20 protein-coding genes and 2 pseudogenes are annotated in these 23713 nt (G+C 40.8%); 13 read left to right on the top strand and 9 right to left on the bottom strand.

The window, feature by feature from the left end:
* Positions 1 to 395: 395 nt before the first annotated feature.
* The 4 genes from B5D77_RS00465 to B5D77_RS00445 form a co-directional block, all read right to left on the bottom strand.
* The gene (locus B5D77_RS00465; protein ID WP_106908062.1) at positions 396 to 1553 is read right to left on the bottom strand and encodes an IS630-like element ISMae23 family transposase; all 1158 of its coding nucleotides are present in this window, start codon (positions 1551 to 1553) and stop codon (positions 396 to 398) included.
* Positions 1554 to 2038: 485 nt separating this feature from the next.
* Complete coding sequence (gene fbp / locus B5D77_RS00455; RefSeq protein ID WP_008201893.1) at positions 2039 to 3085, bottom strand: class 1 fructose-bisphosphatase; 1047 nt, start codon at positions 3083 to 3085, stop codon at positions 2039 to 2041.
* Between the two features lie 178 nt (positions 3086 to 3263).
* Complete coding sequence (locus B5D77_RS00450; RefSeq protein ID WP_008201894.1) at positions 3264 to 4046, bottom strand: DUF3153 domain-containing protein; 783 nt, start codon at positions 4044 to 4046, stop codon at positions 3264 to 3266.
* Positions 4047 to 4048: 2 nt separating this feature from the next.
* Positions 4049 to 6301, bottom strand: a complete 2253-nt coding sequence (locus B5D77_RS00445) for a ribonuclease R family protein (protein ID WP_008201895.1) — start codon at positions 6299 to 6301, stop codon at positions 4049 to 4051.
* 88 nt (positions 6302 to 6389) lie between these two features.
* Here B5D77_RS00445 and B5D77_RS27595 point away from each other — a divergent pair, with 88 nt between their 5' ends.
* Entirely contained in the window at positions 6390 to 6521 is a 132-nt protein-coding gene (locus tag B5D77_RS27595; protein ID WP_256386902.1) for a hypothetical protein, read from the top strand.
* A gap of 201 nt (positions 6522 to 6722) precedes the next feature.
* Positions 6723 to 7544, top strand: a complete 822-nt coding sequence (locus tag B5D77_RS00440) for a hypothetical protein (RefSeq protein ID WP_008201896.1) — start codon at positions 6723 to 6725, stop codon at positions 7542 to 7544.
* Between the two features lie 267 nt (positions 7545 to 7811).
* Here the strand turns inward: B5D77_RS00440 and B5D77_RS00435 are convergent, their stop codons facing one another.
* Positions 7812 to 9104 (bottom strand): DUF4377 domain-containing protein, encoded by a 1293-nt coding sequence (locus B5D77_RS00435; protein WP_008201899.1) that lies wholly within the window; start codon positions 9102 to 9104, stop codon positions 7812 to 7814.
* Between the two features lie 163 nt (positions 9105 to 9267).
* On the opposite strand from B5D77_RS00435, the gene B5D77_RS00430 reads away from it, so the two are divergent.
* The 5 genes from B5D77_RS00430 to B5D77_RS00410 all read left to right on the top strand — a co-directional run bounded on the left by B5D77_RS00430 (position 9268) and on the right by B5D77_RS00410 (position 11366).
* The gene (locus B5D77_RS00430) at positions 9268 to 9612 is read left to right on the top strand and encodes a YbaB/EbfC family nucleoid-associated protein (RefSeq protein WP_106909932.1); all 345 of its coding nucleotides are present in this window, start codon (positions 9268 to 9270) and stop codon (positions 9610 to 9612) included.
* 15 nt (positions 9613 to 9627) lie between these two features.
* Positions 9628 to 9807 (top strand): hypothetical protein, encoded by a 180-nt coding sequence (locus tag B5D77_RS00425; protein WP_253860445.1) that lies wholly within the window; start codon positions 9628 to 9630, stop codon positions 9805 to 9807.
* Between the two features lie 53 nt (positions 9808 to 9860).
* Positions 9861 to 10205: a YbaB/EbfC family nucleoid-associated protein gene (locus B5D77_RS00420; RefSeq protein WP_106909931.1), complete on the top strand. Its 345-nt coding sequence runs from the start codon at positions 9861 to 9863 to the stop codon at positions 10203 to 10205.
* Positions 10206 to 10264: 59 nt separating this feature from the next.
* Positions 10265 to 10987, top strand: a complete 723-nt coding sequence (locus B5D77_RS00415) for a pyridoxine 5'-phosphate synthase (RefSeq protein WP_172456615.1) — start codon at positions 10265 to 10267, stop codon at positions 10985 to 10987.
* A 67-nt stretch (positions 10988 to 11054) separates the two neighbouring features.
* A complete protein-coding gene (locus B5D77_RS00410; RefSeq protein ID WP_002783106.1) occupies positions 11055 to 11366 on the top strand; it encodes an MgPME-cyclase complex family protein in 312 nt (103 codons plus the stop codon).
* Between the two features lie 41 nt (positions 11367 to 11407).
* Here B5D77_RS00410 and B5D77_RS00405 read toward each other — a convergent pair whose 3' ends face one another.
* The gene (locus B5D77_RS00405; RefSeq protein ID WP_008201920.1) at positions 11408 to 13048 is read right to left on the bottom strand and encodes a phospholipase D-like domain-containing protein; all 1641 of its coding nucleotides are present in this window, start codon (positions 13046 to 13048) and stop codon (positions 11408 to 11410) included.
* Between the two features lie 228 nt (positions 13049 to 13276).
* Between B5D77_RS00405 and B5D77_RS00400 the strand changes: the two genes are divergently transcribed.
* The 3 genes from B5D77_RS00400 to B5D77_RS00390 all read left to right on the top strand — a co-directional run bounded on the left by B5D77_RS00400 (position 13277) and on the right by B5D77_RS00390 (position 17018).
* Complete coding sequence (locus B5D77_RS00400) at positions 13277 to 15703, top strand: dynamin-like GTPase family protein (RefSeq protein WP_008201923.1); 2427 nt, start codon at positions 13277 to 13279, stop codon at positions 15701 to 15703.
* A gap of 175 nt (positions 15704 to 15878) precedes the next feature.
* Positions 15879 to 16742, top strand: coding sequence for a formylglycine-generating enzyme family protein (locus B5D77_RS00395; protein WP_008201924.1), 864 nt, complete (start codon positions 15879 to 15881; stop codon positions 16740 to 16742).
* A 15-nt stretch (positions 16743 to 16757) separates the two neighbouring features.
* A complete protein-coding gene (locus B5D77_RS00390; protein WP_369751907.1) occupies positions 16758 to 17018 on the top strand; it encodes a hypothetical protein in 261 nt (86 codons plus the stop codon).
* Positions 17019 to 17451: 433 nt separating this feature from the next.
* Here the strand turns inward: B5D77_RS00390 and B5D77_RS00380 are convergent, their stop codons facing one another.
* On the bottom strand, positions 17452 to 19110 hold the full coding sequence (locus B5D77_RS00380; RefSeq protein WP_104395285.1) for an IS1634 family transposase: 1659 nt from the start codon (positions 19108 to 19110) through the stop codon (positions 17452 to 17454).
* A 371-nt stretch (positions 19111 to 19481) separates the two neighbouring features.
* Between B5D77_RS00380 and B5D77_RS00375 the strand changes: the two are divergent.
* A pseudogene (locus B5D77_RS00375) lies at positions 19482 to 19787 on the top strand (Uma2 family endonuclease); the annotation flags it as partial.
* 22 nt (positions 19788 to 19809) lie between these two features.
* Here B5D77_RS00375 and B5D77_RS00370 read toward each other — a convergent pair.
* Complete coding sequence (locus B5D77_RS00370; protein ID WP_254052957.1) at positions 19810 to 20616, bottom strand: IS1 family transposase; 807 nt, start codon at positions 20614 to 20616, stop codon at positions 19810 to 19812.
* A 116-nt stretch (positions 20617 to 20732) separates the two neighbouring features.
* Between B5D77_RS00370 and B5D77_RS00365 the strand changes: the two are divergent.
* Both B5D77_RS00365 and B5D77_RS00360 read left to right on the top strand, forming a co-directional pair.
* Positions 20733 to 21041, top strand: a pseudogene (locus B5D77_RS00365) (Uma2 family endonuclease); the annotation flags it as partial.
* Between the two features lie 49 nt (positions 21042 to 21090).
* Positions 21091 to 21987, top strand: a complete 897-nt coding sequence (locus tag B5D77_RS00360; RefSeq protein ID WP_106908060.1) for an AEC family transporter — start codon at positions 21091 to 21093, stop codon at positions 21985 to 21987.
* Between the two features lie 451 nt (positions 21988 to 22438).
* On the opposite strand, the gene B5D77_RS00350 is transcribed toward B5D77_RS00360, so the two are convergent.
* A complete protein-coding gene (locus B5D77_RS00350) occupies positions 22439 to 23713 on the bottom strand; it encodes an O-antigen ligase (protein WP_106908059.1) in 1275 nt (424 codons plus the stop codon).

The raw sequence follows: 23713 nt of genomic DNA, 5'->3' as shown, positions 1-23713 counted from the left end.
AAGGGTTTTACCATTATTCAGCCAACCCTACTTAGCTTGAAATTCTCTTCTCATTGGTTGATATTCAAGAGGGAGCATCCCACTTTTGCAATAAGAAATTGTACTTAGATGCGAAATGCTTAGATGGCAAGCCTTTTCGGGAGTTCATAGATTTTTAACGGTTCTCTAAATTGTGTGATTCAAACCAGAATCGTTACTACAAAAGCCTTCTCCCCCTTCCGAGCATTTATACTCATTACATAATTGGGATGCTCCCAAGGAAGAAACAATTCATCACTTGAGAGTTAATCATACTATTAAAAACGGATTTGGTATGACTCGATAATCAAACATCTTATCTGCTTTTGCTGATACAGGTAGCCTGTACTCAACGGATTTAGTAAGTTTTTACGCATTTAAGTTACATTGACAGCATTACCCTTATTTTTAAGTTTTCTACTCCATTTAATAATCAATCCCCCTTCATTTAAAAGCTGATTGACTACTTTTTCCAGTTCTTCTTTATTTTCAAATTCTCGATTAGCTATGTATTCTTTAGCGGAATGCCACACTAATTCTATTAGGTTGTAATCTGGACTATAAGCTGGTAAAAACTCTAGCCTAATATTGGGCAACTCTTTTTCCACCTGCTCAATAACATCTTTCTTTTTGTGATAACTAGCATTGTCTAATATAATGATAATCTTCGGCCCCTTTTCTCGAAAATCTTCGGGCAGATTTCCCAAGTTTATCCATTCTTGACGAATCTCTTCATGAAGTTTCTTTAATTGTTCATGGAAAGTTTCTGAATTTCCTTTTTTGATCATAAAACAGACTCTTTTTTTATCATTATATCTTAAGGCTCCCATCACATTCACCCTTCCTCTTTTTCTTTGCCCATTCACTTTTTTTCGCTTTCCTTTTTTTGTCCAAGCTCTCCTTCTTATTACTCTCAAACTAAATCCACATTCATGAGGGGCTGTGTGGCGAACCTGCGTCGCCACCTTGAAAGCCCCGTCCCAAAACCATACCTGGATTGACTCTGGCTTTTCTTTCGCTAACTTTAAATATTCATCTAATTTTTCTTTAAATGCTTTTCTTAATTTCTTGTCTTGCTTATCTTCTAGACTATATTTTGCCCAGATATACACATACTTTTTTCTTCTCAATATTCTTCTCACTTGCGAGCCACTCAGTTTAATTCCTGTTTCCTTTTCTAGATGCTCTGCTAATCTTGCCGCTGTCCATCTCCCGAATTCATATCCCAATTCCTTCGGGTCTTCATCAACTATTTTCAATAGTAAATTAATATATTCCTCTGTGGCTTTTTTATGATTTCCATTTTTTCTCCCATCTTCTAGACTTTCTATATTGTTAGGATCGCCATGAACACACCAATGGGCGACTGTTTTGAGTGAACAGCCAATAAACTCAGCTATTTCTCGTTGAGTTTTTCCGTCGTTTAGCAAGAGAAACATTAAAATTCTTTCCCTAACCTCTGCTCTTTCTTCTTCTTTAAGAGCTTTTTGTAAGTTTTTCTTTTCTTCTAAGTCTAGGAAATCTTTGGCTGGCATAAGTAGGAATTTTCTCAAGTTACTATTTCTATTTTAGGTGGTTTAAGTGCGTTTTAGCTTATCAATAAGTAGGTAGGCGTTAAAAGTTGTCAGATCCCCCCGCCTATCGGCACCCCCCTTATCAAGCTATCCCTTATAGGGATCTTTCTTAACAATTTTTGCAGTAAGCACTCCAACCCTTATCCTGACTTGATTTCAGTTTTTTCTTTGTCAGTAAGGGTGTCAACAAGGAATATTACAAATTGTTAACCGAGTCTTGAAAGCCTTGTGCCACAAAGGTTTGAAATGTTAAGAAAGATGTGACTAAAGGACAGGCAGGGGGGATCGAACCTAAAATCCATTTTTAATTTAATTATAACCAGCTACTTAAGTACCTAAGCAAAATTAATTACACATATCTAACCACCTCTTGCCTCTTGCCTCTTGCCTATCTTCACTAGGAAATTAATTTTGCACGACTACTTATCTCGAAATAAAACTATAAGTTAAAGTTGATTGCGATGACGGCGATCGGCGATAAAAGACTCCACCAATTTAACATCTTCGACACTACCGATCACTAAAGGTGTGCGGGTGTGTAATTTATCGGGAACGATATCTAGAAGATTTATCACCCCATCACTAGCTTTACCTCCTGCCTGTTCAATTAAAAAAGCAAGGGGTGCAGTTTCATAAATTAAGCGCAATTTCCCCTGGGGATTTTTAACAGTACCAGGATAGAGAAAAACACCGCCCTGCATTAAAATTCGATGGATATCTCCCACTAACGCCCCACTGTAACGGGCCGTGTAACCATCATGGCGGTGGACATAACGGGTATAGTCGCGAATTGCCTCATCCCACTGCCAAAAATTGCCCTCATTGGTACTATAAATCGGACCGTGATCGGGGATAATAATATTCTCTTGGGCGAGGATAAATTCCCCTAAACTGGGGTCAAGGACAAAGGCATGAACACCGCGACCGATCGAGTAAACTAAAATAGTCGAGGGTCCGTAGAGAATATAACCGGCGGCGATTTGTTGACGACCATTTTGCAGTAAATCCCGCGCCTCTCCGTCTAAATCATTGCCTTCCTGTTGACGGATGGCAAAAATCGAACCCACATTTAGGTTAATATCCACATTGGAAGAACCATCGATCGGGTCGTAGAGTAGGGTATAGCGACCGATGGGACAGTTTTCTGGGATATAATAGGGTTTATCCATTTCCTCGGAAGCAAGACGGCAAACTAAACCACTTTGCTTAAAAACCGAGATAAATACCTCATTGGCAAAAACGTCCATTTTCTTGACTGATTCCCCTTGGACGTTGGTTTCTCCAGTAAAACCTAGCACATCCGCCATCAATCCCGCTTTACTGAGACGACGGGCAATTAATTTCCCGGCTAGGGCAATTCGACTCATAATTGCGCTTAAATCCTGCGCGTCGGGGGAAAAGCTTTGTAATTGTTGCAGGACGTGACGGGAGAGGGTGGTACAATCTCGATCGAGGCTATGTTCGGGGATAGAAAAGGGAATATTGCTAACCATAACTGTAATTGCCAGTAATAAAGTAATAAAGGGAAAACCGTCTAGTCTCAATTATGACTATGATTTGATCCTAGCCAAGATTTTCCCTATCGTTGGCCAATTTTTAGATCAGTTTCATAAGTTGGCCAATCTTTCCCTCATTGATAATTAAATCTCGGTCAATAGTTGCCATCTCAATTTAAGTCGATGGGGATACACCGGGCCAGCGTTTATATTTCAAGTAATAGGCAAAACTTGTTAATAAAACAATAATTACTGTGCCGATACCTAAGTAGTTAGGAACCCAAAAAGCCGCCGCAATGGTGTTAATTTCTCCCGGTTTTAAATGCCAAATTAACTGATTATCAACTTGTTCTACTGGGGGATTTAATCCTGAGTCATCTTCAATATTTTGACCAGGAAAGGGAGTCTTTAAAGCGAAGTCGATAGCGACTAAGGAACCGGGGCTAACGATAATATTTCCCTGTTCGGAAAGTACACCTAAAGCCCGCAAATCAACGGTTAATTTTAAGTTTTTCTGGGTCAAAAAGAAGCAATCTTGTTCTGTAACTGCCAGTTTTGAATCTAGTTGCAGTAACTTGCTATCATCGGTATTAGCAGAATTTTTGATTTTAAAGGAAGAACTAGGATCAAAAAATTGATTGAATTTTTCCTCTAATTCCTGACTATTACTAAAGGGAATAGTCACAATTATTTCCCGTTCGGAAATAGGAGCGGTTTTCCCCTTAAGTAATTTTGCCCTCTGTTCGATACTATTTAACCATTTAGTGGCTTCGGTTTGACTGAGACTGGTTAAACGTTGTCCGAGGGTGATATGTTGAATAATTTCCCCGTGGTGTTGGTGGGGAAAATTAATGCCCACATCGTAACGGACACAGCCGGTTAAAAAGAGAAAAATACCGCATAAAAAGGGCAGAATAAAGCGGGTTTTACCGATTTTTTCGGTGGTTGGTTGATTCATAATTAATCTTCTTCTAAGTCGTCATAACTTGCTGAACTGCCACCGCTAACCGTAACTAGATCGATTTGCTGACGATAATAGTCTACATCTTTTACCTCCACTTCCACCTCATCACCGAGACGATAGGCAACGCGATTTTTCCGTCCTACCAAACAGCTATGACGGGCGCGATATTCGTACCAATCATCCTTGAGAGAAGAAACATGAACCAACCCTTCCACTAATAAATCGGAAATTTCCACGAAGAAACCATAGGATTGTACACCGGTAATTAAGCCGCGAAAAACTTGACCCATTCTTTCTTTCATTTTCTCGGCTTTTTTCAATCCTTCTAGGTCTTTTTCCGCATCTTCAGCAATTTTTGAGCGATCATTGAGATGGGAAACAATGAGGTGACTTTCTTCTTCTAACTCCTCCTGAATTTGGCTTGGTAGAATATTCCAATTAATCTGTCCATGACAGCTATTACTGCCCAAATTAACCCCGACTTTGACGATTTTGCTGCGGCGATCTTTCCCCTCTGTTAATAGGATTTTTAACACCCGTTGTACCCAAAGATCGGCATATCTTTGCAGGGGTGAGAGACAGTGGGTATAATTGCCAGTATAGGCCAAACCAAAATGGGGTAAAGGATGGCTGCTATATCTAACTAATTTGAGAGTTTCTTGCAGGAGATAATTGAGGACTTTCACCGATGTGGAAGCGGAAAAAGTGCGGGTGAGATTTTGATAGTCATTGGGTTTAATCTCCTCCTCGGCAGTTAAATTTAATTCTGCCCCTAAATTATTGGCTAATTTGAGTAAATCCTCCAATTCATCCCAATCCGGTTCCGATTGTCCACAGTAGATACAGGGCAATTTTAAGGCCTGTAAATGTTCAGCGACAACTTTGCCGGCTAAAATCGCCACTTCTGTCAGTAAAGAACGGGCTGGTAAATTATTAGAAGCGAGAACAGTCCCCCCCCGTCCTTCGTCTTTGTAGGGAGAGATTTTGTCTAATTGAATATCAAAACTACCCCGCTGCAGACGTTGGGATTTTAGGGTGGGGCAAACGCTGAAAAATAAATCTTTCAGGGTTTCAACGGTATCGGTGGGGGCAGCTGCGCTATCTTCTTCACTGAGCAGATCGCGCACCTGTTGATAGGTAAAATGTTGATCCACTTGGATGAGGCTGCGGGTGATTTCGTACTCCACTAGCTCCCCCTTATCATCGAGGGTGACGAGGATAGAAATAGCGGGGCGCTGTTCTTGGGGTGACAGGGAACAACGACTGGTAAGGGCAGCTGGAACTAATGGCAGCACTTTTTCGCCTAAATAGACGGCAGTTCCCCGTTTTTTGGCAACTTTATCCAATAATCCACCCCGTTCAATGTAACGGGTGACATCGCTGATATGAATGGCGACTTGCCAGCGATTTTGGTTGATTTTCTCTAAAGAAAAGGCATTTTCAATGATCGGGGGATAATCCAGGGGGGTGTCATCTTCGATGGTAAAGGTGAAGAGTTGGGTTAAATCTCGCAGTTGTTCTTTTTCGCCACTATCGAAGAAATCGGCTAAATTATCGGCAATTTCGAGGGCTTCTGGCGGAAAATTATGGGGTAGATCGTGTTTACAGGAGACGATATCCGTGTCGGCAGCGGCCTCGGCCGTGGAACCGAGAATGCGAGTAACTTTGCCGATGGGAGGCATTTCCCCTAGGGGATAACGGAGGACGGAAACATGAACGAGGTGATCGATGTTTTCTTGGAGGTTTTGACCATTTTCGAGGAGATTAAGGGTAAATTTCAGGCGATCATCCAGGGGAACCGCTACGAACTGCTCATTTTCCTGTTTTACTTGCGCTAGAAGCGAAGGGTTAGCTCGTTCGAGAATTAATCTCACCTCTCCCTCTGGGGAACGACGACGGGTCCCCTCGCGGATGATTTTGACTAAAACTCGATCGCCATTCCAAGCGTTACTTAGATGATTTTTCGAGACGTAGATGTCATCAGCATCTTCGATATCTTGGATAGCAAAGCAAAATTCTTTACTGGAACAGCGCAGCTTTGCTTCTACGATATTTTCCTCGATCACGCGACGATAGCGCCCGCGTTCTTTGACAACCATTCCCAGACGTTCCAAAGCATCGAGAATCACTTGCAATTTTTCACAGCTTTCGGGATCGTCTTCGCAGCCTAATTTTTTTTCGAGAATTTTACCCGTAGCTAATTTATCATCACTAAGATGAGAGAGGAGTGTGGCGATCGAGAAGTCCATCTGACAATAATCCTTACTTACAAGACACTGACGGAATCGTGAATAATTAAGTTTAAATACTTAATAATGAGAAGGTGGATTTAAACCATTGACTCCAGAGATCATCTCTATCGGGGTAATTGCGATCGCTGGTGGTGACAGTGAGGGTAAACTGACCAAGCATCAAACACCCGAACCTACCCTGAGCATTATCGAAGCCTTTGTTAGTATAAGCCAATAGCGAACACCGGCAAACTTTTCGGCCATTGCTCGTCTTTCTGGCGGAAGCTTCAGCCTAGTAGAATCTTCTTACTGTGGGCAAGGCTAATCCTAGCACTGAAAATTTTATCTAACCTTTAATCTTAGCAAGAACTTGCTACATTTTTCCATAATTACGATAGAGTATTCTAATATAAGTACAAAAGAACTCGAAAAAGTCACCATGTTGCAAAAGTTACGCCAACGTTACCCCCAAGTTGCCCTGATTAGTGAGTTAGTTCAAATCGATCATGGCAAGTATATTGTGAAAGCGATCGTGGAAATTGAAGGAAAAACGGTTGTTACAGGTTTAGCAGCAGCAGATACGGTGGAAATCGCCGAAGATAGAGCCAGAGAACGGGCTTTACTGCTTTTAGAGGCTGAAAGCACCCCCGATCTCCAGCTTGTGGAAAAAATCAGCCCCAATAATATTTCTCTACCGGAAGATTTACCTAAACCCGTCCCTAGTGCCAAAAAATCGACTAAAACGGCTAAAGTCACTGAAATACCTCGTCCTGAAGCTAAAATTGAACCAGAATTACCCCAAGTTAAGGATATTCCCCCAGCTAAAATTGAACCAGAATTACCCCAAGTTAAGGATATTCCCCCAGCTAAAATTGAACCAGAATTACCCCAAGTTAAGGATATTCCCCCGGCTAAAATTGAGCCGGAATTACCCGAAGTTAAGGATATTCCTTTACCAGAACCAGAGCCTTTATTATTAGAAACGGAAACCGATAATTACTCCTTATTAACAGAATTGCCAGAAGAAGCGAATTTAACTGAAGAAGAACCCCCAGAACCGGAGCCAGTTGTTGTTATTCCCGAAGAAATCGATTATTCAGTCCTTAAAACTAAAATTGATGTGGAGATGAAACGATTAGCTTGGACCACAGAAAAAGGTCGGGAATACCTGATTTCTACCTATGGCAAAAAGTCACGTTTACTCCTAACTAACGAGGAGTTATTAGAATTTTATAACTACTTATCTAGTATCAGTGCCTAATTACTAAACCTGCTGCATAAATCAAAAATCTTCCCTTAAGTGAGGAGTCTCCGAGCCATTATTCTCCCAGTCAGGAGAAGCAGCAAGAAATAGATTATTTTCTAGCAGTAGAAAAGCGATCTTTTTCGGGAAAATGCGATTAAAAACTCACTTTTGCGGGAGATATAATAAAAAAGGAAGCTATTAACTGCCAGTCTTTTTTTCCCTATCTCACTGATAACTGATAACTGATAACTGATAACTGATAACTGATAACTGATAACTGAATTAATTTCTCACCGCTTCTGTTTCCGCTTCTTTGGGAACAACCACTGGCAATCCGCTGACTGTTTCAATTTGATAAATAACGCGACTTAATTGGGAAGGACAACAGAGAGGATCCGTGTCTTTATAGCGATTAAAAACCACAATAATTCGATCGCTATTTTGTAAAACAATTCTCTGAGATGCCCCATCAGCGCGAGAATCCATCGGTCGCGGGGAAAGAGTGCCAGCGAATTTACCATCGACAAAAACAAAGTCTTGATAACCCATCGGTCGGCACATTCCATCCACTCCACTCATGGCCGAAATAATGCTAGTTTTCCCATAGGTTTGCACGGCCCCGTACAGTAACCATCCTGCTTTATTAAGTGCTTGTTCATTGGCAGTAATTGCCGGACGAACCTGTTCACGACACTGGTTATCGATCACGGTTTTAACGGGAGATTTTGGGATAGGTGCCTTGGCTTTATTCCAATTAGTTAACGGTCGATCAAACCAAGCTCGCGGAGTCTCTTTTTCTGGGGTTTGGCTAATAACTTCTAATAGTTTCCATGTTTCGGAATTTTGATTATTAGCTGGATTGGAGACGGTTTCAACGCTAACTTTAATTTGATAGAAAAATCCTGGTTTATAATCAAATCCCTCGATACTATTGGCAAACAATCTCCAGTTTTCCTCTGGTTTTTCTCGCATCTGTAAACAGTCTTTGGTTGTGCCTTGGCTGCAGGGTTGTTTCCTAGAATTGATATAAATTGTCTTTTCCGTGCGTGTGGTGGTCGGTGCGGGGGTAAAAGTGAGTATTCCTAAACCTTCGGGAGTACGATAAAATAATTGTAAATCGCCCTTAGCTGTCACTTGGAATTGTTCCACTCCTTGCAAGGCGGCCAGATATTGATTTTCCTGTTTCATCTCCGGTTCCGGACAAGCTTTTTTGGTAGTAGCGATCGCTTGGTTGATCTGAAGCGTGCCATTGTTGACTTGATAGCCGGTATTATACTGGTTGCATCCGGCCGAACCACTGAGGATATTTTTCTGGAAAGCGGCGGTAATTTCCGTTTCTTTGACCAAACTTCCGGCTGTCCAACCCCTTAGTTTCCATCGAGTCCCCTCCAAAGGGGAAGTATTAGCGATCGCCACTTTTGCTGCTAAAGCACAACTTAGGGCAATTGTCAAGAAAATTCCCGTTTTTTTGGCGTTCAAAATTGCTATTCTCCTCGTCAAAGCAACAATTCTATTATGGCTTGGGGCGGTTGCCCGGCGGCCCGGGATAAAGGGTAGAAAAAGACTTTTCCCCATTTCTCGACTCCTTCCCTTGGCTTGATTCTATCAGAGGCCAAGGCCGATAGTCGCCCCCCGATTGCAGAGGTTTTATCGTCCTCCAATGGTCAAAAGTTGACCCTGGTTCATCCTAAGCAGTATAATAAAAACCTTGAGCGACCCCTTAAACAAAAAAAATATTATGGCACAAGGACAAGGATTCGGATTCGGTCTCGGTAAGATTAAAGAATTACAAGACGCTTTCCAAAAAGCGCAACAGGTGCAACAAGGGGCCAAAGTTCTGCAAGAAGAACTAGAAACTATGGAAATTCCCGGCCAGAGTGAAAATGGCTTGGTGACAGTGTATCTCAGTGGCAACCAAGAACCCCGGGGGATTGAAATCGATCCTGCTCTCCTCTCCCAAGATCTGGAGATTGTGGCCGAGTCTATTCTAGAAGCCATGAAAGTCGCCTATAGTGCCTCCACGGAAACCATGCGCGCCAAAATGGAAGAACTGACCAGTGGTTTAAATATCCCCAGTATGTAATCGCTTTTGACCGCAATGATTAAGATGGAAAGTTGGACTAACAAACAAGGAGGTTCAACTTTTTTGCTGACTTTGGCTGTCCATATCGACCATGTGGCCACAATTGGCCAAGGGCGCCGCGGCTTGGAAGCAGAGCCGGTGGCGGCGGTGCTGATGGCATTAGCGTTTACTTGGCCAAAAGTTGATCCAGGTTGACCTTAAGCAGTAGAATAAAAACCTTGAGTGACCCCTTAAACAAAAAAAATATTATGGCACAAGGACAAGGATTCGGATTCGGTCTCGGTAAGATTAAAGAATTACAAGACGCTTTCCAAAAAGCGCAACAGGTGCAACAAGGGGCCAAAGTTCTGCAAGAAGAACTAGAAACTATGGAAATTCCCGGCCAGAGTGAAAATGGCTTGGTGACAGTGTATCTCAGTGGCAACCAAGAACCCCGGGGGATTGAAATCGATCCTGCTCTCCTCTCCCAAGATGTGGAGATTGTGGCTGGGTCTATTCTAGAAGCCATGAAAGCCGCCTATAATGCCTCCACGGAAACTATGCGCGGCAAAATGGAAGAACTGACCATGGGTTTAAATATCTCCAGTATGTAATCGCTTTTGACCGCAATGGTAAGATGGAAAGTTGGACTAACAAACAAGGAGGTTCAACTTTGCTGACTTTGGGTGTCAATATCGACCATGTGGCCACAATTCGCCAAGCGCGTCGAACCGTGGAACCAGATCCCGTGGCGGCGGCAGTTTTGGCCGAAATCGGCGGCGCTGATGGCATTACCGTTCACTTGCGCGAGGATCGTCGTCATATCCAAGATCGCGATGTGCGGCTCCTCCGGCAAACGGTGCGGACTCATCTAAATCTGGAAATGGCCCCGACGGAGGAAATGATCGCCATTGCTCTCGATCTTAAACCCGATTATGTCACCCTTGTCCCCGAAAAGCGCCAGGAAGTGACCACGGAAGGGGGGATCGATATGCTGGGCAATTTTGACCGTTTTTGTGGGGTTGTAGAGCGCCTACAAGGAGCTAATATCCCCGTTAGTTGGTTTATTGATGCCGATTTTGCCCAAATTCAAGCGGCCGCTAATACGGGGGCGAAATTGATCGAACTCCATACCGGTCAATACGCCGAAGCACAACAGGAGAGCGATCGTCAAGCAGAATTAACAATTCTTAAAGAAGGTTGTGAATACGCTTCCTCTCTCGGTTTGCGGGTGAATGCCGGTCACGGTTTGACCTATTGGAATGTTTATGATGTCGCCTGTTTGCCCAATATGGAAGAATTGAACATTGGTCACACAATTATCAGTCGGGCGGTTTTGGTCGGGTTGGAACGGGCCGTTAGGGAAATGAAATTGGCTATGCGTGGACAATTGTAAAAGCCATCAGCTATCAGCTAATCTCCCGACTCAGGAACAATTACACTGAAAAATTAAAGGAAAGATCATGACAACTTATTATTATTTGGTAGCCAGTCAAAAGTTTTTAGAAGAGGAAGCGATCGAAAAGGAAGTTTTGAAGGAAAGAATCAGGAATTATCAAGAAAAAGGTCAAGAAATTGATTTTTGGTTAATTGCCAATCCAGCTTTTTTAGATACTCCCGCTTTTGCCGATATCAAAAAGAAAACTCCCCAACCGGCAGCGGCGATTGTTTCTCTCAATCAACAGTTTATTACTTGGCTAAAATTGCGTCTAGAATACGTTATTACCGGACAGTTTGAAGCTCCTTCCGATACTATTCCCGAACCGTTAAAATAACCCTTTTTTGTCTGTGGCAAAAAATGCAGACGAGGCAATCATCACCAGCTAACTTTGCCTTGCAGCTTGTTAATTTTTCCCCGACCGATTCCCGATACTCGATCCAAATCTTCTAGGGAAGTAAAGGGGTTTTGTTGCCGGGCTGCGATAATTTTTTCAGCTAATTTGCCACTGATACCGGGTAAACTATCTAATTCTTCTTTTGTGGCGGTGTTTAAATTAATTAAGCGATCGCTTTTAATTGTTACAGATTGGGGGCAGTTTTTTCTATCCTGTTCGATCCGATTTTTAATAGTTTCCGGCAGTCCTAATTTAGCGGTACGGTACAGATATTGAAATTCTCGATCGAAATGAGCGGCAACGGTGGGATTATCGATAATCACTAAAGCTTCATCGTTTTGATGGTTAGCGGCTCTTGACCAATTATGAGAACCAGTAATCACAATTTTATCATCGATTAAACCGAATTTATGGTGTAATTTATCTCCCCGGGCTAGATCGGGAACTCCTAGGGTATTAATTGGGTTTTGCCAAGGCTGATTATCTGGTTCATAACGACATTTATTACTGAGAGCAACTCCTAATAAATCTAATCCTTCGCTATAGTATCGGAAGGCAAAACTAGGATCAATTAAAGCTTTAATTTCTATCCCTTTTTGATGTCGTTGAGCGAGAATATTAGCTAAAGGCTGTTCCGTAAAGACAAACAGGGCTAAATTCACGGATTTTTTAGCTTTATTTAAAGTTTCACCGATCAGACCATTGCTAGTAATTGCCCAGGGATAAGCGGTAGAATCGGGGGAAAATTTTACCGTCAGAATACTATTACCGATAAGGATTGTTTGCGGTTTTCTCTGGGGTTTATCTAAGCCAAATTTATGCTGATCTTCCCTTCCCCACATCAGATTAAATTCTTTTTGAAAAGCTCTAGCTAGTGGGGGATTAGTAATTACTAATAAGTGATTGGCATTCCCAACAGTTTGGGTATTAGAAAAGTCTCCATGAATATCACTTAAGGTGTAGTTAGCTGAACTGATTAAAGTAGTGTAATTATCAATAACCATGAATTTATGGTGCATTAAACCGCTACCTTTTGAGCGATCAGCGCTATCATCAATTAGGGGAATGCCAGCTTTTTTGAGGATAGTAATTGCATCTCTTTGGGCGATTTCCTCTGGAGTTAATTTACCATCTCGATTTATATCAACTAAATCAAAAAGATTTTGATAACGTTCCTGTTCTCGATCGCTTGATTGTTCTTGGTTTTTGGCTAAACTATTAATAGGTTTATTGTAAATGTTTTCGAGGATAACCCTAACTTTAATTCCCTGTTGCTGACGCTCCACTAAAGCTTGAGCGATGGCGGGTAAACGTAACTCTTGCACTGCTAGATCGATCGAAATTTTTGCCGAGTTGATATGATCAATAATAACCTGTTCTAGATTGTCCCCCTGGCGATTAATTTGGCGATAGGGATCGGTATAATTTGAATTCTGGGCTTGATTATGATTAAAATAGACTTGAATGTATTGATCTTGGGGCAAGGGTTGCGGACGATTTGGGATAACATTCAGAGAATGACAACCACCCAAAAGAAAAACTGTCCCTAACAAAAATCCTAACTGTCCCATAGTCCGAATTTTTTTTAATCTCCATTTATCTATTGCCATTTTTGCCCACATAATTATCATTCCCCTAGGATTCAGGAGTGAGGAGGTAATTTTTACCTAAGGAGGTTCTCGGAAATCGGTATGTACTAAATTGATTATAATCAATCATGATTCTAGATTCAAGACTAGGGCCTTGTCCTTGATTGCTTAAATTACTGAGCAAAGATGTGACATCTAGTTAGGGAATTTTGTTATCATGTGGGGAATAATAGCACTGTTCTTCTAGATCTGGGTTTTACCATGACTGAACTTTTACCCCAATGCAGTAATCTGGCTGGTAATGTTAACAGTATAATTGAACTATTGAAATGCGAATCGTCTCTCCGCAATCAACAGGATACCAGCAAGATAGAAATTGCCCTACAAAAAGCCATTTCTCCCAAATTTGAAATCGTTTTCGCCGGTGCTTTTAGTGCCGGGAAATCAATGTTAATCAATGCACTTTTAGAGCGAGAATTGCTCTATAGTGCCGAAGGACACGCAACGGGTACAGAATGTTATATTGAGTACGCAGAAGCTGATGAGGAAAGAGTGGTTTTAACCTTTCTCAGCGAAGCAGAAATTCGTACTTTAGTCGATAGCGTCTGTCAAAATCTGCAATTAACTAATCCCAGTAACATTAATTCCCCGGAATACTGTAGTCAATTAAACCAATACTGTCAAAAAATTATCGAACAGGAAGGGGGAGAAGGCAAATCCGAGCGAGCTAAACAAGCTCAGGGTTTAAAATTATTAATTGAAGGATTTACTCAAAATCGTGAGCGGATCCATACCCTGCATAATGCCACCTATTCCATGGAACAATTTCACTTTTCTAATTTAGCAGAAGCGGCCAGTTTTGCCCGTCGTGGTAGCAATAGCGCCGTCTTAAAACGTCTAGAATATTACTGTCATCATCCTCTCCTTAAAGATGGTAACGTTTTGGTAGATTTGCCCGGTATTGATGCCCCAGTCAAAAAAGATGCCGAATTAGCCTATCGTAAAATAGAGCATCCTGATACTTCAGCAGTGGTTTGTGTTTTAAAGGCTGCTTCTGCGGGAGAATTAGCCACAGAAGAAACAGAATTACTCGAAAAAATTAGCTCTAATGCTGGTATTCGTGATCGAGTTTTTTATGTTTTTAACCGCATTGATGAAACCTGGTACTCAGCCCAACTAAAACAGCGTTTAGAGAACCTGATTCAAACGCAATTTCGTGATACTTCCCGCATTTATAAAACCAGCGGACTTTTAGGGTTTTATGGGTATCAGGTGAAAAATCAAACCAATATTAATCAGCGTTATGGGTTAGATTCTATCTTTGCCGAAAGTGTTAAAAATTTAGGAGGACAAGAAGAAACACCGCAATTTGTCAGCGAGTTTAATAACTATTGTGCCAACTCTGGTAAATTACTGGCAACTCCCTTTAAAGTTTCCATCCACGGTTATGAAACTCCTAATAAAAATTACTTCCGAGTTTTAAGTGAGTGGGGAACTCCTTTACTAGAGCAGTTAATTGCTGATAGCGGTATCGAAGAATTTCGCAGGGCAATTACTCGTTATCTTACCGAAGAAAAACGTCCGCAATTGTTTGCAACTTTAGCTGATGATTTACAATCTCTTTGCATTACTCTCAAAAATCATTACCAGGGTATTTATCGTGATTTAGAAAGTCAACCACGAGAAATTGAGGCGATGAAAGCTCTGGAGTTAAATCACCTCAATCAAGAGTTAAAGGAAGTGGGAGAGAAATTAACTAAACATATCGAGGGTTATGTCAATGCTATCGTGGTTAATAGCGATGACAACTTTGAGGAAGACTTTAAGAAACTGAAAGCGAGAATGGTATCAAGATTGGATGAGTTATTAAATACTTTTTCTGTTAGAAATGCTTACTCGCAGGCGACTTTAGCTCATCCTCGCAATGCTACAGCACCTTTATTAGCAGTATTAGTGGAAGCTTTTTATTATCTGTCTAACCAGCTAGAAGATGTGTTAATTGAGGAGTCAACCAGTTTAATTACTCGCTTTTGTCAGCGTCTCTTAGATGCGGTAAGGCAAGGTGATTATTATCGGCAAATCTATCGTTTATTGGGTAATGATGGTGGCATAGAAAATCAGCTAAAACAGGTGGAATTGCAGTTAATTAATGCCTTGATTTCCGAAGCAAAAACTGAGTGTGATCGCTATGTAAGAGAAAATCACAATTTTTACAACGAAGGCACTTTTTCGATCTTTCAATTTCGGCAAACTGTCCAACAAACTGCCCAGGGTTATGACTGTGAAAGTATTCTTGATGCCGAACCTGCTATCCGTCAATTACTTAAGTTAGATTTTGAGCCAAAAGTATCAGCAACAATTCAGAAAAACTTCCGCCAAACCGTTAATAATACTCTCAAAAATCAATTGATACCAATGGCGAAAAAACAAGCGGATACTATTCTAAAACAGTTCAATCAAGCTCGTTCTTATCTAGAACAAACCTTAGAACAGGAAGCGGCGGAAAAAATTGCTAATAATGCCCACAAACAGCAAGAAATTCACCAAAAAATTGAGGATTATAACCAAGCGATTAACTCTCTCAATACTTGTTTAACTGCTATGGGTTTACAGAAAAATCATTTACCTGTAATTGGTGAACAAGAATTAGAGATTGTCCCTGAAGTTGTTAATGACTCCAGCAATTAATATGGGGAGTGGGAAGGTGGCAAGTGAGGGGGAACAATCCAAAAAATTAATTAAAATTAAAACTGATCGGGGGATAAGCGATCGAAGTCTTGTTATTCTTAAACTGGTAGGTTTCGAGATGTTTTTAGGCTCGCAGCTGAACCTGATCAACCGATAACCGATAGAGGGGTGCAGAATGGGAGAATGGTTAGATTTTACCGATGAGGTGGTCACTGTTAATAGCAAAGGTGAGGAAATTAAACGGGAAAAAGTCACTAATCGAGGTTATCAATATTTTTTAAGCAAAAAAACCTTTTTAGAGATGATTTCTATCCCTAGCGGTCAATACCTCATCGGTGCGCCCAAAAGCGAGTTAGGCTGGAAATCGAGTCAAAGTCCCCAATCTCCGGTTAATATTCAGGCTTTTTGTCTGAGTCGCTACCCAATTACCCAACGACAATGGCGCGAGGTGGCAAAATTAGAACCAGTAAATATTGAACTTAATCCCTATCCGGCCCATTTTGAAGGTTACGATCGCCCAGTAGAACAAATTAACTGGTGGGAAGCGGTGGAATTTTGCGATCGCCTATCCCGTCTCACGGGACTGAATTATCGTTTACCCGCAGAAAAAGAATGGGAATACGCTTGTCGGGGAGGTACATCCACCCCTTTTCACTTTGGCCCGACAATTTCCACCGATTTAGCCAACTATTCCGGGGTGGACTGGGATTATGGCGGGAAAGTATGCAGTTATGGTCGTTATGGGGAAGGTAGCCTGGGATGCGATCGCAGGGAAACCACACCGGTGGGAATGTTTGCCGTCGCTAACCCTTTCGGACTCTACGACCTGCACGGAAATGTCAGGGAATGGTGTGCAGATTACTGGCGCGATAACTACGAAGCAGCCACCATAGAAGATAGGGACAGACGAGTTTTACGCGGGGGTTCCTGGAATGACGGCCCTAACAAATGTCGCTCGGCCTACCGAGTCAAATTTATGGCTACTGCTGGACTCTATGATATTGGTTTTCGTGTGGTTAGCGATAATTCCCCTTTATAGAACCGATCAATCTTTGTGTCCTTTGTGTCTTTGTGGTTAGTTCCAGTCGCTCGCTGGCAGGAATGTGTCTTAGAGTACATTTTACCCACCAAACCCAAGAGAGCCGATAGTGTTTCTTGGGGACTTCTGGAGTTTTCGAGGATGAAACGGGAATTAGAAAATTTATTGGGACGGAAAGTTGATTTGCTAACGAAAAAATCGATCGAGCAGAGTCATAATTGGATTCGTCAACGAGAGATTTTAGGGACAGCGCAAGGGATTTATCTGGCGGGATAAGGCTTTTTTACTCGATATTGTCCGAGCAGGTCAATTAGCTCAACAATTTGCCGAGCAACTGGCAAAATTGGCAGGTGTTGGTCAGACAATTTTTAAACCCACATTCCGCACCCTAAGCTGTCACAGAGAGAAATTACGGAGAGAAAAAATCAAAGTGAGCATAAAAATAAACATAAGGAGCGAAAAAAGGCATTTGAGAAACAGTAAAGCACCAAAAATGGCATCAAAACCTATTCTCAATAAGGAGCAATAAGAATTAACACCACCTAGAGGAGTCAACAGATAAATAAAAGAAGAAATCCAAGAGATAAATCATAATTTAGACTAATCAATTAAAGTAAAAAACTAAATTATAGACATAGTAAAGTGGAGCTATAAATCAAAGATATTAGCTCATGTTCACTCATAGAAATTAAATTGATAGAGATAATAATTAGGTGGCTAATTGATAGTAACGTAAACAATCATCTGGTAAAAGACGCAAGATAAAATCTCTGTCCTTATTCCAATTAGAAATATGTTCCTCCTGATTAAGTGTAATCAAATGAATACAATGAAAGCATTGAAAAATCCAGCGTAAAGTAGGGGAATTAGTTGCTTTACCTAATTGATTTTTAATTGTTGATTTAGACTCTTTCAGAGCATTTCTAATTTGACGTTGAGCCAATGTATAAACCAAGAGACATAAACCCATAATCATTCCCATAGACTCTATTCTCTCAGGACTTTTAAGGAAAATACTATCGGCAAAAAATAATGGGTCTTTGAGAAAACCAAACCCCCGTTCACATGATTGTTGAGCTTTATATTCCCTGAGCATAGAATCATCACTAAGTTCCTGTGAATCTAAAACATTCGTAGCAATAATAAAACATCCTGCACTCAGCAATTCTGTATTAATTTTACTTTCATCCTGGCAGACTGTAGCTGATATTTGGTAGGATATTTCATTTAGAGAATCTTTTTTATTAGATTTGGCTGGAGTAACCTTACTTTCGTTAATTTGGTGATATTTGAACTGGGTTGATAATTTTGATAATGCCTTGATAGCATCTGCTTCACAAGCAAATCTCTCTTGTGATAACTTTTTCAAATCAAGAACCGCTTTTGATTCGGCTTTGGTAATTTTTTGGGTTAGTTTACGCAGGTCTGATTCTCTTCTTTCTTGACTTTGTACTACTAACCATCTTTGTTCTATTCCTGCATAATTTTCGGTTTTTGATACTAATTTATATCCTGGTATTGTACTATCAATAAATTCTGATTCTGGTATTGTTGATATTAATGATTTTGCTGCTTTTATGCTTAATGGTACTCGACATAACCACTGTAAATCTGACATCATTTTCAGGTTTGATTCTGTATATAAGGCAGAGTCAGCAACCATGAGACTATTAACTTCTAATTGTTTGTGATATTCTACTGCTATTTGACCAAAACATGATGAGTCTGCTTGGTTTCCTGATGCTAGTTTCAAAAATATTGGGATGTCTCCATCTCCTGAACATATCATTTCTATGATGAACTGTTTTAAGTCCGGCCGATGGTCACGAGAATAACCATAAGTGATGGTTATTTCTTTTGGTGATTTTACTGCTATTTCTTCTAATTCTTGGTTATTTCCTATTTTTTGATTCTCAAATATTACTTCTGGTAAGCTAGTGTTATACTGCCCATGTACGTGGATTGATGATGAGTCTAGATGTGATGTTGATAGTGATACTCCAAATTTTTGGGCGGCTTTTACTGCGATGATGAAAAATATTGTATCTAATCCTTTTATAAATAGTTTATCCATGACTCTCCCCAATTTATCGTCGTTGAGATATTCTGGTTTTACTCCTGTTCCTATTAGATGTTCACAGGCGATTGTTTCAAAATATTCGGGAAACATATATAAGGGTTTGGAAACAAATCCTAACCCGTTGATTATCATGGCTTTTACTACTTGACCTGCATTTACTTTTTCGTCTTTTTCGACTCCTATCAATTCGTTTATTATTTCTACTATTCCGATTGAGTCTATTATTCCTGCCACTATCCCTAGATGGTCTATGTTCTGAATTTCTATTTCTTGGGGTTTTAATTTCACAACAGATTCCTCCACTACTTCTAAGTACCTAAGCAAAATTAATTACACATATCTAACCCCGCTCTTGCCTCTTGCCTATCTTCACTAGGAAATTAATTTTGCACGACTACTTATTGTAATCAATTATTTCTTGTTTTCTGAACAATTATTTTTTTCTCTTGAATTTTCTCTTTCTCGCTCCATACCCCTTTTAATGCTATATATTCTCATTAACCCTTTTAACCTTTGAATTAATTTTAGTTATTATGTACTACTTTAATGGCTTTTTTGATCTGTGACAGTTGAGGGTGCGGAATGTGGGTTTAAAAATGTACCGCTCCTCGATCGAGAGTTAGAATTGATTTTAGAGACAATAAAGGTGATTTAACCAAATGATTGCTAACTTTGACTATAACTATCTTTCCCCGGAAGATTATTTAGCAACGGAGAGAATAGCCAAGGATAAACACGAATACATTCGCGGTCAAACCTACGCCATGGCTGGTGCAAGTAAAGCCCATGGTATGATTATTATCAACTTAGCCACACTTTTAAAAAACCGGCTGCGGGGTAGTGGTTGTCTTGTCTATGCCACAGATATGAAAGTTCGTCTAGAAATAGCTAATAGTTATTTTTATCCCGATCTTGTGGTCACTTGCGACTCGCGAGATAATCGGTCTTTCTCGGAAGAGGTGGTGATTCTGTAGTAGTGATGGCGGCTTAATCCTTTGCCAGTTGTGCATTGTAGTCATGGATAAAATACCAAACAGCCCCAACGTGATTCTCCATTTTTTTAGAGAAAGATAGACTCTCTCTCACCAACCGAGAAATCCTTTGTCGAAAGGTATTATTTAATCTTTCAATATGATTAGTTTGACCAGTTTCTTTCCCGACTGGTCGATGACGTTTACTGGGAATTACTGTCTTATATGACTCCCAAAAGTCTGTGTAAGCAACTGCACATTGTCGGTAAACACCTGGTAAACTAGCCCAAAGTTTTTTGGCTGATTGACGACTCCTATCTCCTAAATAGCAACCAATAATTTCTCTTGTATTTCTATCAATTGCCAGCCAAATATAGACCTTTATCGTCTTAGAAAAAACAAAAGACCACATTTCATCACATTCTATAACCAATTTACCTTTTGGTTTGTCCGAAACCTTTATTTGACGGGGGACAGCCGCCAGTTTATTGTTGACATAATTTTGTAACCATGACCAACTTACCCCTGTTACTCTAGCAATTCCTCGTAAGGAAATTCGTTCGAGCAAGAGTTTATCAATTAATTGTTTGGTTTCGTCAGAGACGGTTTTATTAGTGGGATTGATCACAAACTGACGACCACATTCTTTACATTGACGTTTGGGTTTTCCATTATGAATAGAACCATTCTTGATCGTATGGTGAGAACCACAATTAGGACAGGGGAACGGAGGTGAACTAGGGGGGGGACTTTGTTCGGTGCTAGACTGATATTTCAGTAAGCCAGACAGGAGCCAGAAAAAGATATTTATCAGAAAAGTCATGATCAAGCTAGAGGTTTAAAGACTGATTCGAGCCAATTATTTTTATTAATAAATATTTTACACAATTCATACCAGGTAAGCAAGAGAGCTACGCCACTACTACCGAATCATTACCCTCGGAAGATTTTATCCGTTATCCGCGCTTGATTGTAGAAGTATTATCCCCCACTACTGCTGCCTTTGCTCGCAACGCGCTCGCGAAGCGAGATCGGGGCGATAAATTTGCCGACTATCGTTCGATCGAAACTTTAGAAGAATACGTTCTTATCAGTCAAGAACGCATCAGTGTAGATTGTTTTCGCCGCAATGATGAAGGATTCTGGGTTCTTTATCCCTACAGCAAAGGAGCAGATATTTATCTAGCTAGTATCGATTTTCACTGTGCGATCGAATCTTTATACGAAGATATAACAGAAATCTGTTAAAAAATCAGATCAGTTTTTTTCTATGTACTATTTACTTTTTACTTGATTAATGCTTGTCATCCTCTCCGCTATTGTTCCAGTGGGTTTTATCATCCTCATCGGTGTGATAGCAGGAAAAATTCTCACTGTGGAAGTGCATTCCCTTTCCCAAATCACGGTATATATTCTTGCCCCCGCTTTGGTGATTGATGGACTCTATCACACCACTTTATCCGGCAGCAATATCGGTTTAATTATCCTAGGCTTTGCTCTTATCTCACTGGTAATGGCGATTGTCGTCGAAATTATCGCCTATTGTCTCAGTCTCGATGGTGATACCCGCAAAAGCCTCATGGCTGCCGCCGTGATGCCCAATAACGGTAATATGGGTTTACCAGTGGCTAGTTTTGCCCTGGGTGCGGCCGGACTGGAAAGAGCGATAATCTATATGATTGGCTCTAGTATTCTTTTATTTGGTATTAGTCCCGCTTATTTGCAAGGAAAAAGCTTTCTTTCAGGATTTCGCTTAGTTTTTCAATTGCCCTTAATCTGGTCAATTTTTATCGGCATTGGCTTTCAAACTTTCCCTTTTCATCTTCCCCTGCAATTAGATAAAAGCGTTAGCTATCTGGGACAAGCGGCAATTCCCTTGGCTTTAATTATCCTAGGTATCCAATTATCTCAGCAAAAATTAGCGATCGGTAAATTAGAGTTATTAGGGACCTGTTTGCGTCTTTTAGTCGCTCCTCTTTTGGCATTTGCGATCGGCAGTAGTTTAGGATTAACCGGTATGGATCTAAAAATTCTCATCCTACAAAGTGCCATGCCCACCGCCGTTAATACCGTCATTTTAGTCACAGAATTCGGTGGTTCGGCTACTTTAATGGCCCGCACAGTTGTGGTCACTACCCTTGCTAGTTTTCTGACTATTCCTTTCTTTCTTTGGTTATTAAAAGTCTATTTATAGCAGTTATCTTAATGGTGAGGTGCGAAGTTTTCGTTTTGGGGAGCCAGTATTCAGTTATCAGTATTCAGGGGGTGCATCTCATTTTGGTAAATCTACTAATTTGGGATTTTTAAGGGGAAACTTTCTCCTAAAATTGGGCATTACTTTCGGTTTTATCACTCAATCCAAGCTTTTGGGGGGTTCTACCCCCCAAACCCCCCGCGCATTAGGTTAACTGTGAGATGCTTACACGCGATTGTTCATATTTTTGTACTAATTTAAGAGTCACTGATAATTGCTGATTGTTGGTATTTCTGCAAGTGTGGGATGCACCCTTATTCAGGAGATTATTTTATTTATTCTCCCCTCTCCCCAATTCCCCAATTCCCCACTTCCCCAATTCCCCAATTCCCACACCCCACACCCCACACCCTACACCCCACTTCCCAATTCATAATTCATAATTCATAATTCATAATTCATAATTTAACCTTTGACTCACCCCGGCAATAGCAGCCAAGAGAAGCCAAACAATAGTATTAATCTTGACATCGGAGAGGGTGACATCGACGAGATTAAATAAAACGCAAGCACCAAAAGCTACCAGATAGGTAAAGATAATTAACTCACCCCCGGCTTTTTGTTGCCGTAAAAAGATAAATAAACGCACCCCTTGGGCATAAATCCAACCCACCCAAACAGACAATAAAATTAAGCCGATAATTCCCGTTTCTGCCATTAACATCAAATATAAATTATGGGGATGACCTAACCATAATCCCTGACTTTTTTCGTAGAGAGGTGTAAAACTGCGTAATCCCCAACCGAATAGGGGTCTTTCTTGGGTCATTTCTAGAGTAAAACGCCATTGAGTTGATCTGAGAGTAGCTAGAGGGCGATTGGGGAACATTTCATCGGATAATCGCGCCCAAATCGCCCTAGGAACCAAGAAACGCAGACTATCCCTGAAAGGATTTGGTCCCCAAGAAGCAAGAGAAATCACCCCTCCCAAGAGGACAAAACCGGCGACTAAGGCATTCCAACCCAGATAAAGGGCGAAAATTAGGCAACCTAAAAAGGCTAAGGCCCAAGCATTGCGAGAATTGCTTAAAAATAGCCCTACACTGTCGATCAATATGGTTAAAGTTAAAAACCCGATTTTGAGATTTAAATTCCAATTTCTTTGTCTGTGCCACTGCCGCCAAGTTAGAATTAATAAACCGAGGGCTAAAATCAGAGTTATCAGTAAATAAGCCCCCAAAAGATTAGCATACATAAAAACCGAAGACATCCGCCCCAAAGGTTCACCCCCCACCCCGTAGGGCCAGGTAAAAATCCCTTTTAATGCTTCCGGTTTTTGCCAACCGAGAAAAATCTGTCCCCATCCCATCACCACTACCCAAACCGACGGAATAACCATCGCCCAAGCTAGTTGACGCAATTGAGAGGGTTTTTTAATTAATTGCCGAATATTGCTAAAAAAGAAGAAAAAAGGCAGGAAATTTCCTAAACCAATCCAAGCATCCCCCGGAGTTGGGGACAGACTGGCACTAATCATCAACCAAAGAGTGACGATACCGAGACCTTGATTGAGACGTGACTGGATAATTGCCCGAAAATTGCCAGTAACAACCCTAATTAACACGATAATAATGCCGATACCCGCTAACTCCGGCAGGATCAGGGCGATAAAAACTGAAAAAAGTATTAAATTCCACTCCCACCCTTGACAAAAAATCTTTTTCAT

The organism is Microcystis sp. MC19 (genome assembly GCF_003019735.1).
In the GTDB taxonomy this organism is placed as follows: domain Bacteria; phylum Cyanobacteriota; class Cyanobacteriia; order Cyanobacteriales; family Microcystaceae; genus Microcystis.
Note: the sequence above shows the minus strand (reverse complement) of the source record. Positions and strands in the feature narration are given on the sequence as shown.

Bases quoted from the DNA above. Each gene is read 5' to 3' on its own strand.
- B5D77_RS00370 (WP_254052957.1), bottom strand. From the start codon at position 20,616: ATGACTTTTCTGATAAATATCTTTTTCTGGCTCCTGTCTGGCTTACTG.
- B5D77_RS00395 (WP_008201924.1), top strand. From the start codon at position 15,879: ATGGGAGAATGGTTAGATTTTACCGATGAGGTGGTCACTGTTAATAGC.
- B5D77_RS00465 (WP_106908062.1), bottom strand. From the start codon at position 1,553: ATGCCAGCCAAAGATTTCCTAGACTTAGAAGAAAAGAAAAACTTACAA.
- B5D77_RS00405 (WP_008201920.1), bottom strand. From the start codon at position 13,048: ATGTGGGCAAAAATGGCAATAGATAAATGGAGATTAAAAAAAATTCGG.
- B5D77_RS00400 (WP_008201923.1), top strand. From the start codon at position 13,277: ATGACTGAACTTTTACCCCAATGCAGTAATCTGGCTGGTAATGTTAAC.
- B5D77_RS00410 (WP_002783106.1), top strand. From the start codon at position 11,055: ATGACAACTTATTATTATTTGGTAGCCAGTCAAAAGTTTTTAGAAGAG.
- B5D77_RS00440 (WP_008201896.1), top strand. From the start codon at position 6,723: ATGTTGCAAAAGTTACGCCAACGTTACCCCCAAGTTGCCCTGATTAGT.
- B5D77_RS00435 (WP_008201899.1), bottom strand. From the start codon at position 9,104: ATGGGGAAAAGTCTTTTTCTACCCTTTATCCCGGGCCGCCGGGCAACC.
- B5D77_RS00430 (WP_106909932.1), top strand. From the start codon at position 9,268: ATGGCACAAGGACAAGGATTCGGATTCGGTCTCGGTAAGATTAAAGAA.
- B5D77_RS00425 (WP_253860445.1), top strand. From the start codon at position 9,628: ATGATTAAGATGGAAAGTTGGACTAACAAACAAGGAGGTTCAACTTTT.
- B5D77_RS00420 (WP_106909931.1), top strand. From the start codon at position 9,861: ATGGCACAAGGACAAGGATTCGGATTCGGTCTCGGTAAGATTAAAGAA.
- fbp (WP_008201893.1), bottom strand. From the start codon at position 3,085: ATGGTTAGCAATATTCCCTTTTCTATCCCCGAACATAGCCTCGATCGA.
- B5D77_RS00450 (WP_008201894.1), bottom strand. From the start codon at position 4,046: ATGAATCAACCAACCACCGAAAAAATCGGTAAAACCCGCTTTATTCTG.
- B5D77_RS00350 (WP_106908059.1), bottom strand. From the start codon at position 23,713: ATGAAAAAGATTTTTTGTCAAGGGTGGGAGTGGAATTTAATACTTTTT.
- B5D77_RS00360 (WP_106908060.1), top strand. From the start codon at position 21,091: ATGCTTGTCATCCTCTCCGCTATTGTTCCAGTGGGTTTTATCATCCTC.
- B5D77_RS00445 (WP_008201895.1), bottom strand. From the start codon at position 6,301: ATGGACTTCTCGATCGCCACACTCCTCTCTCATCTTAGTGATGATAAA.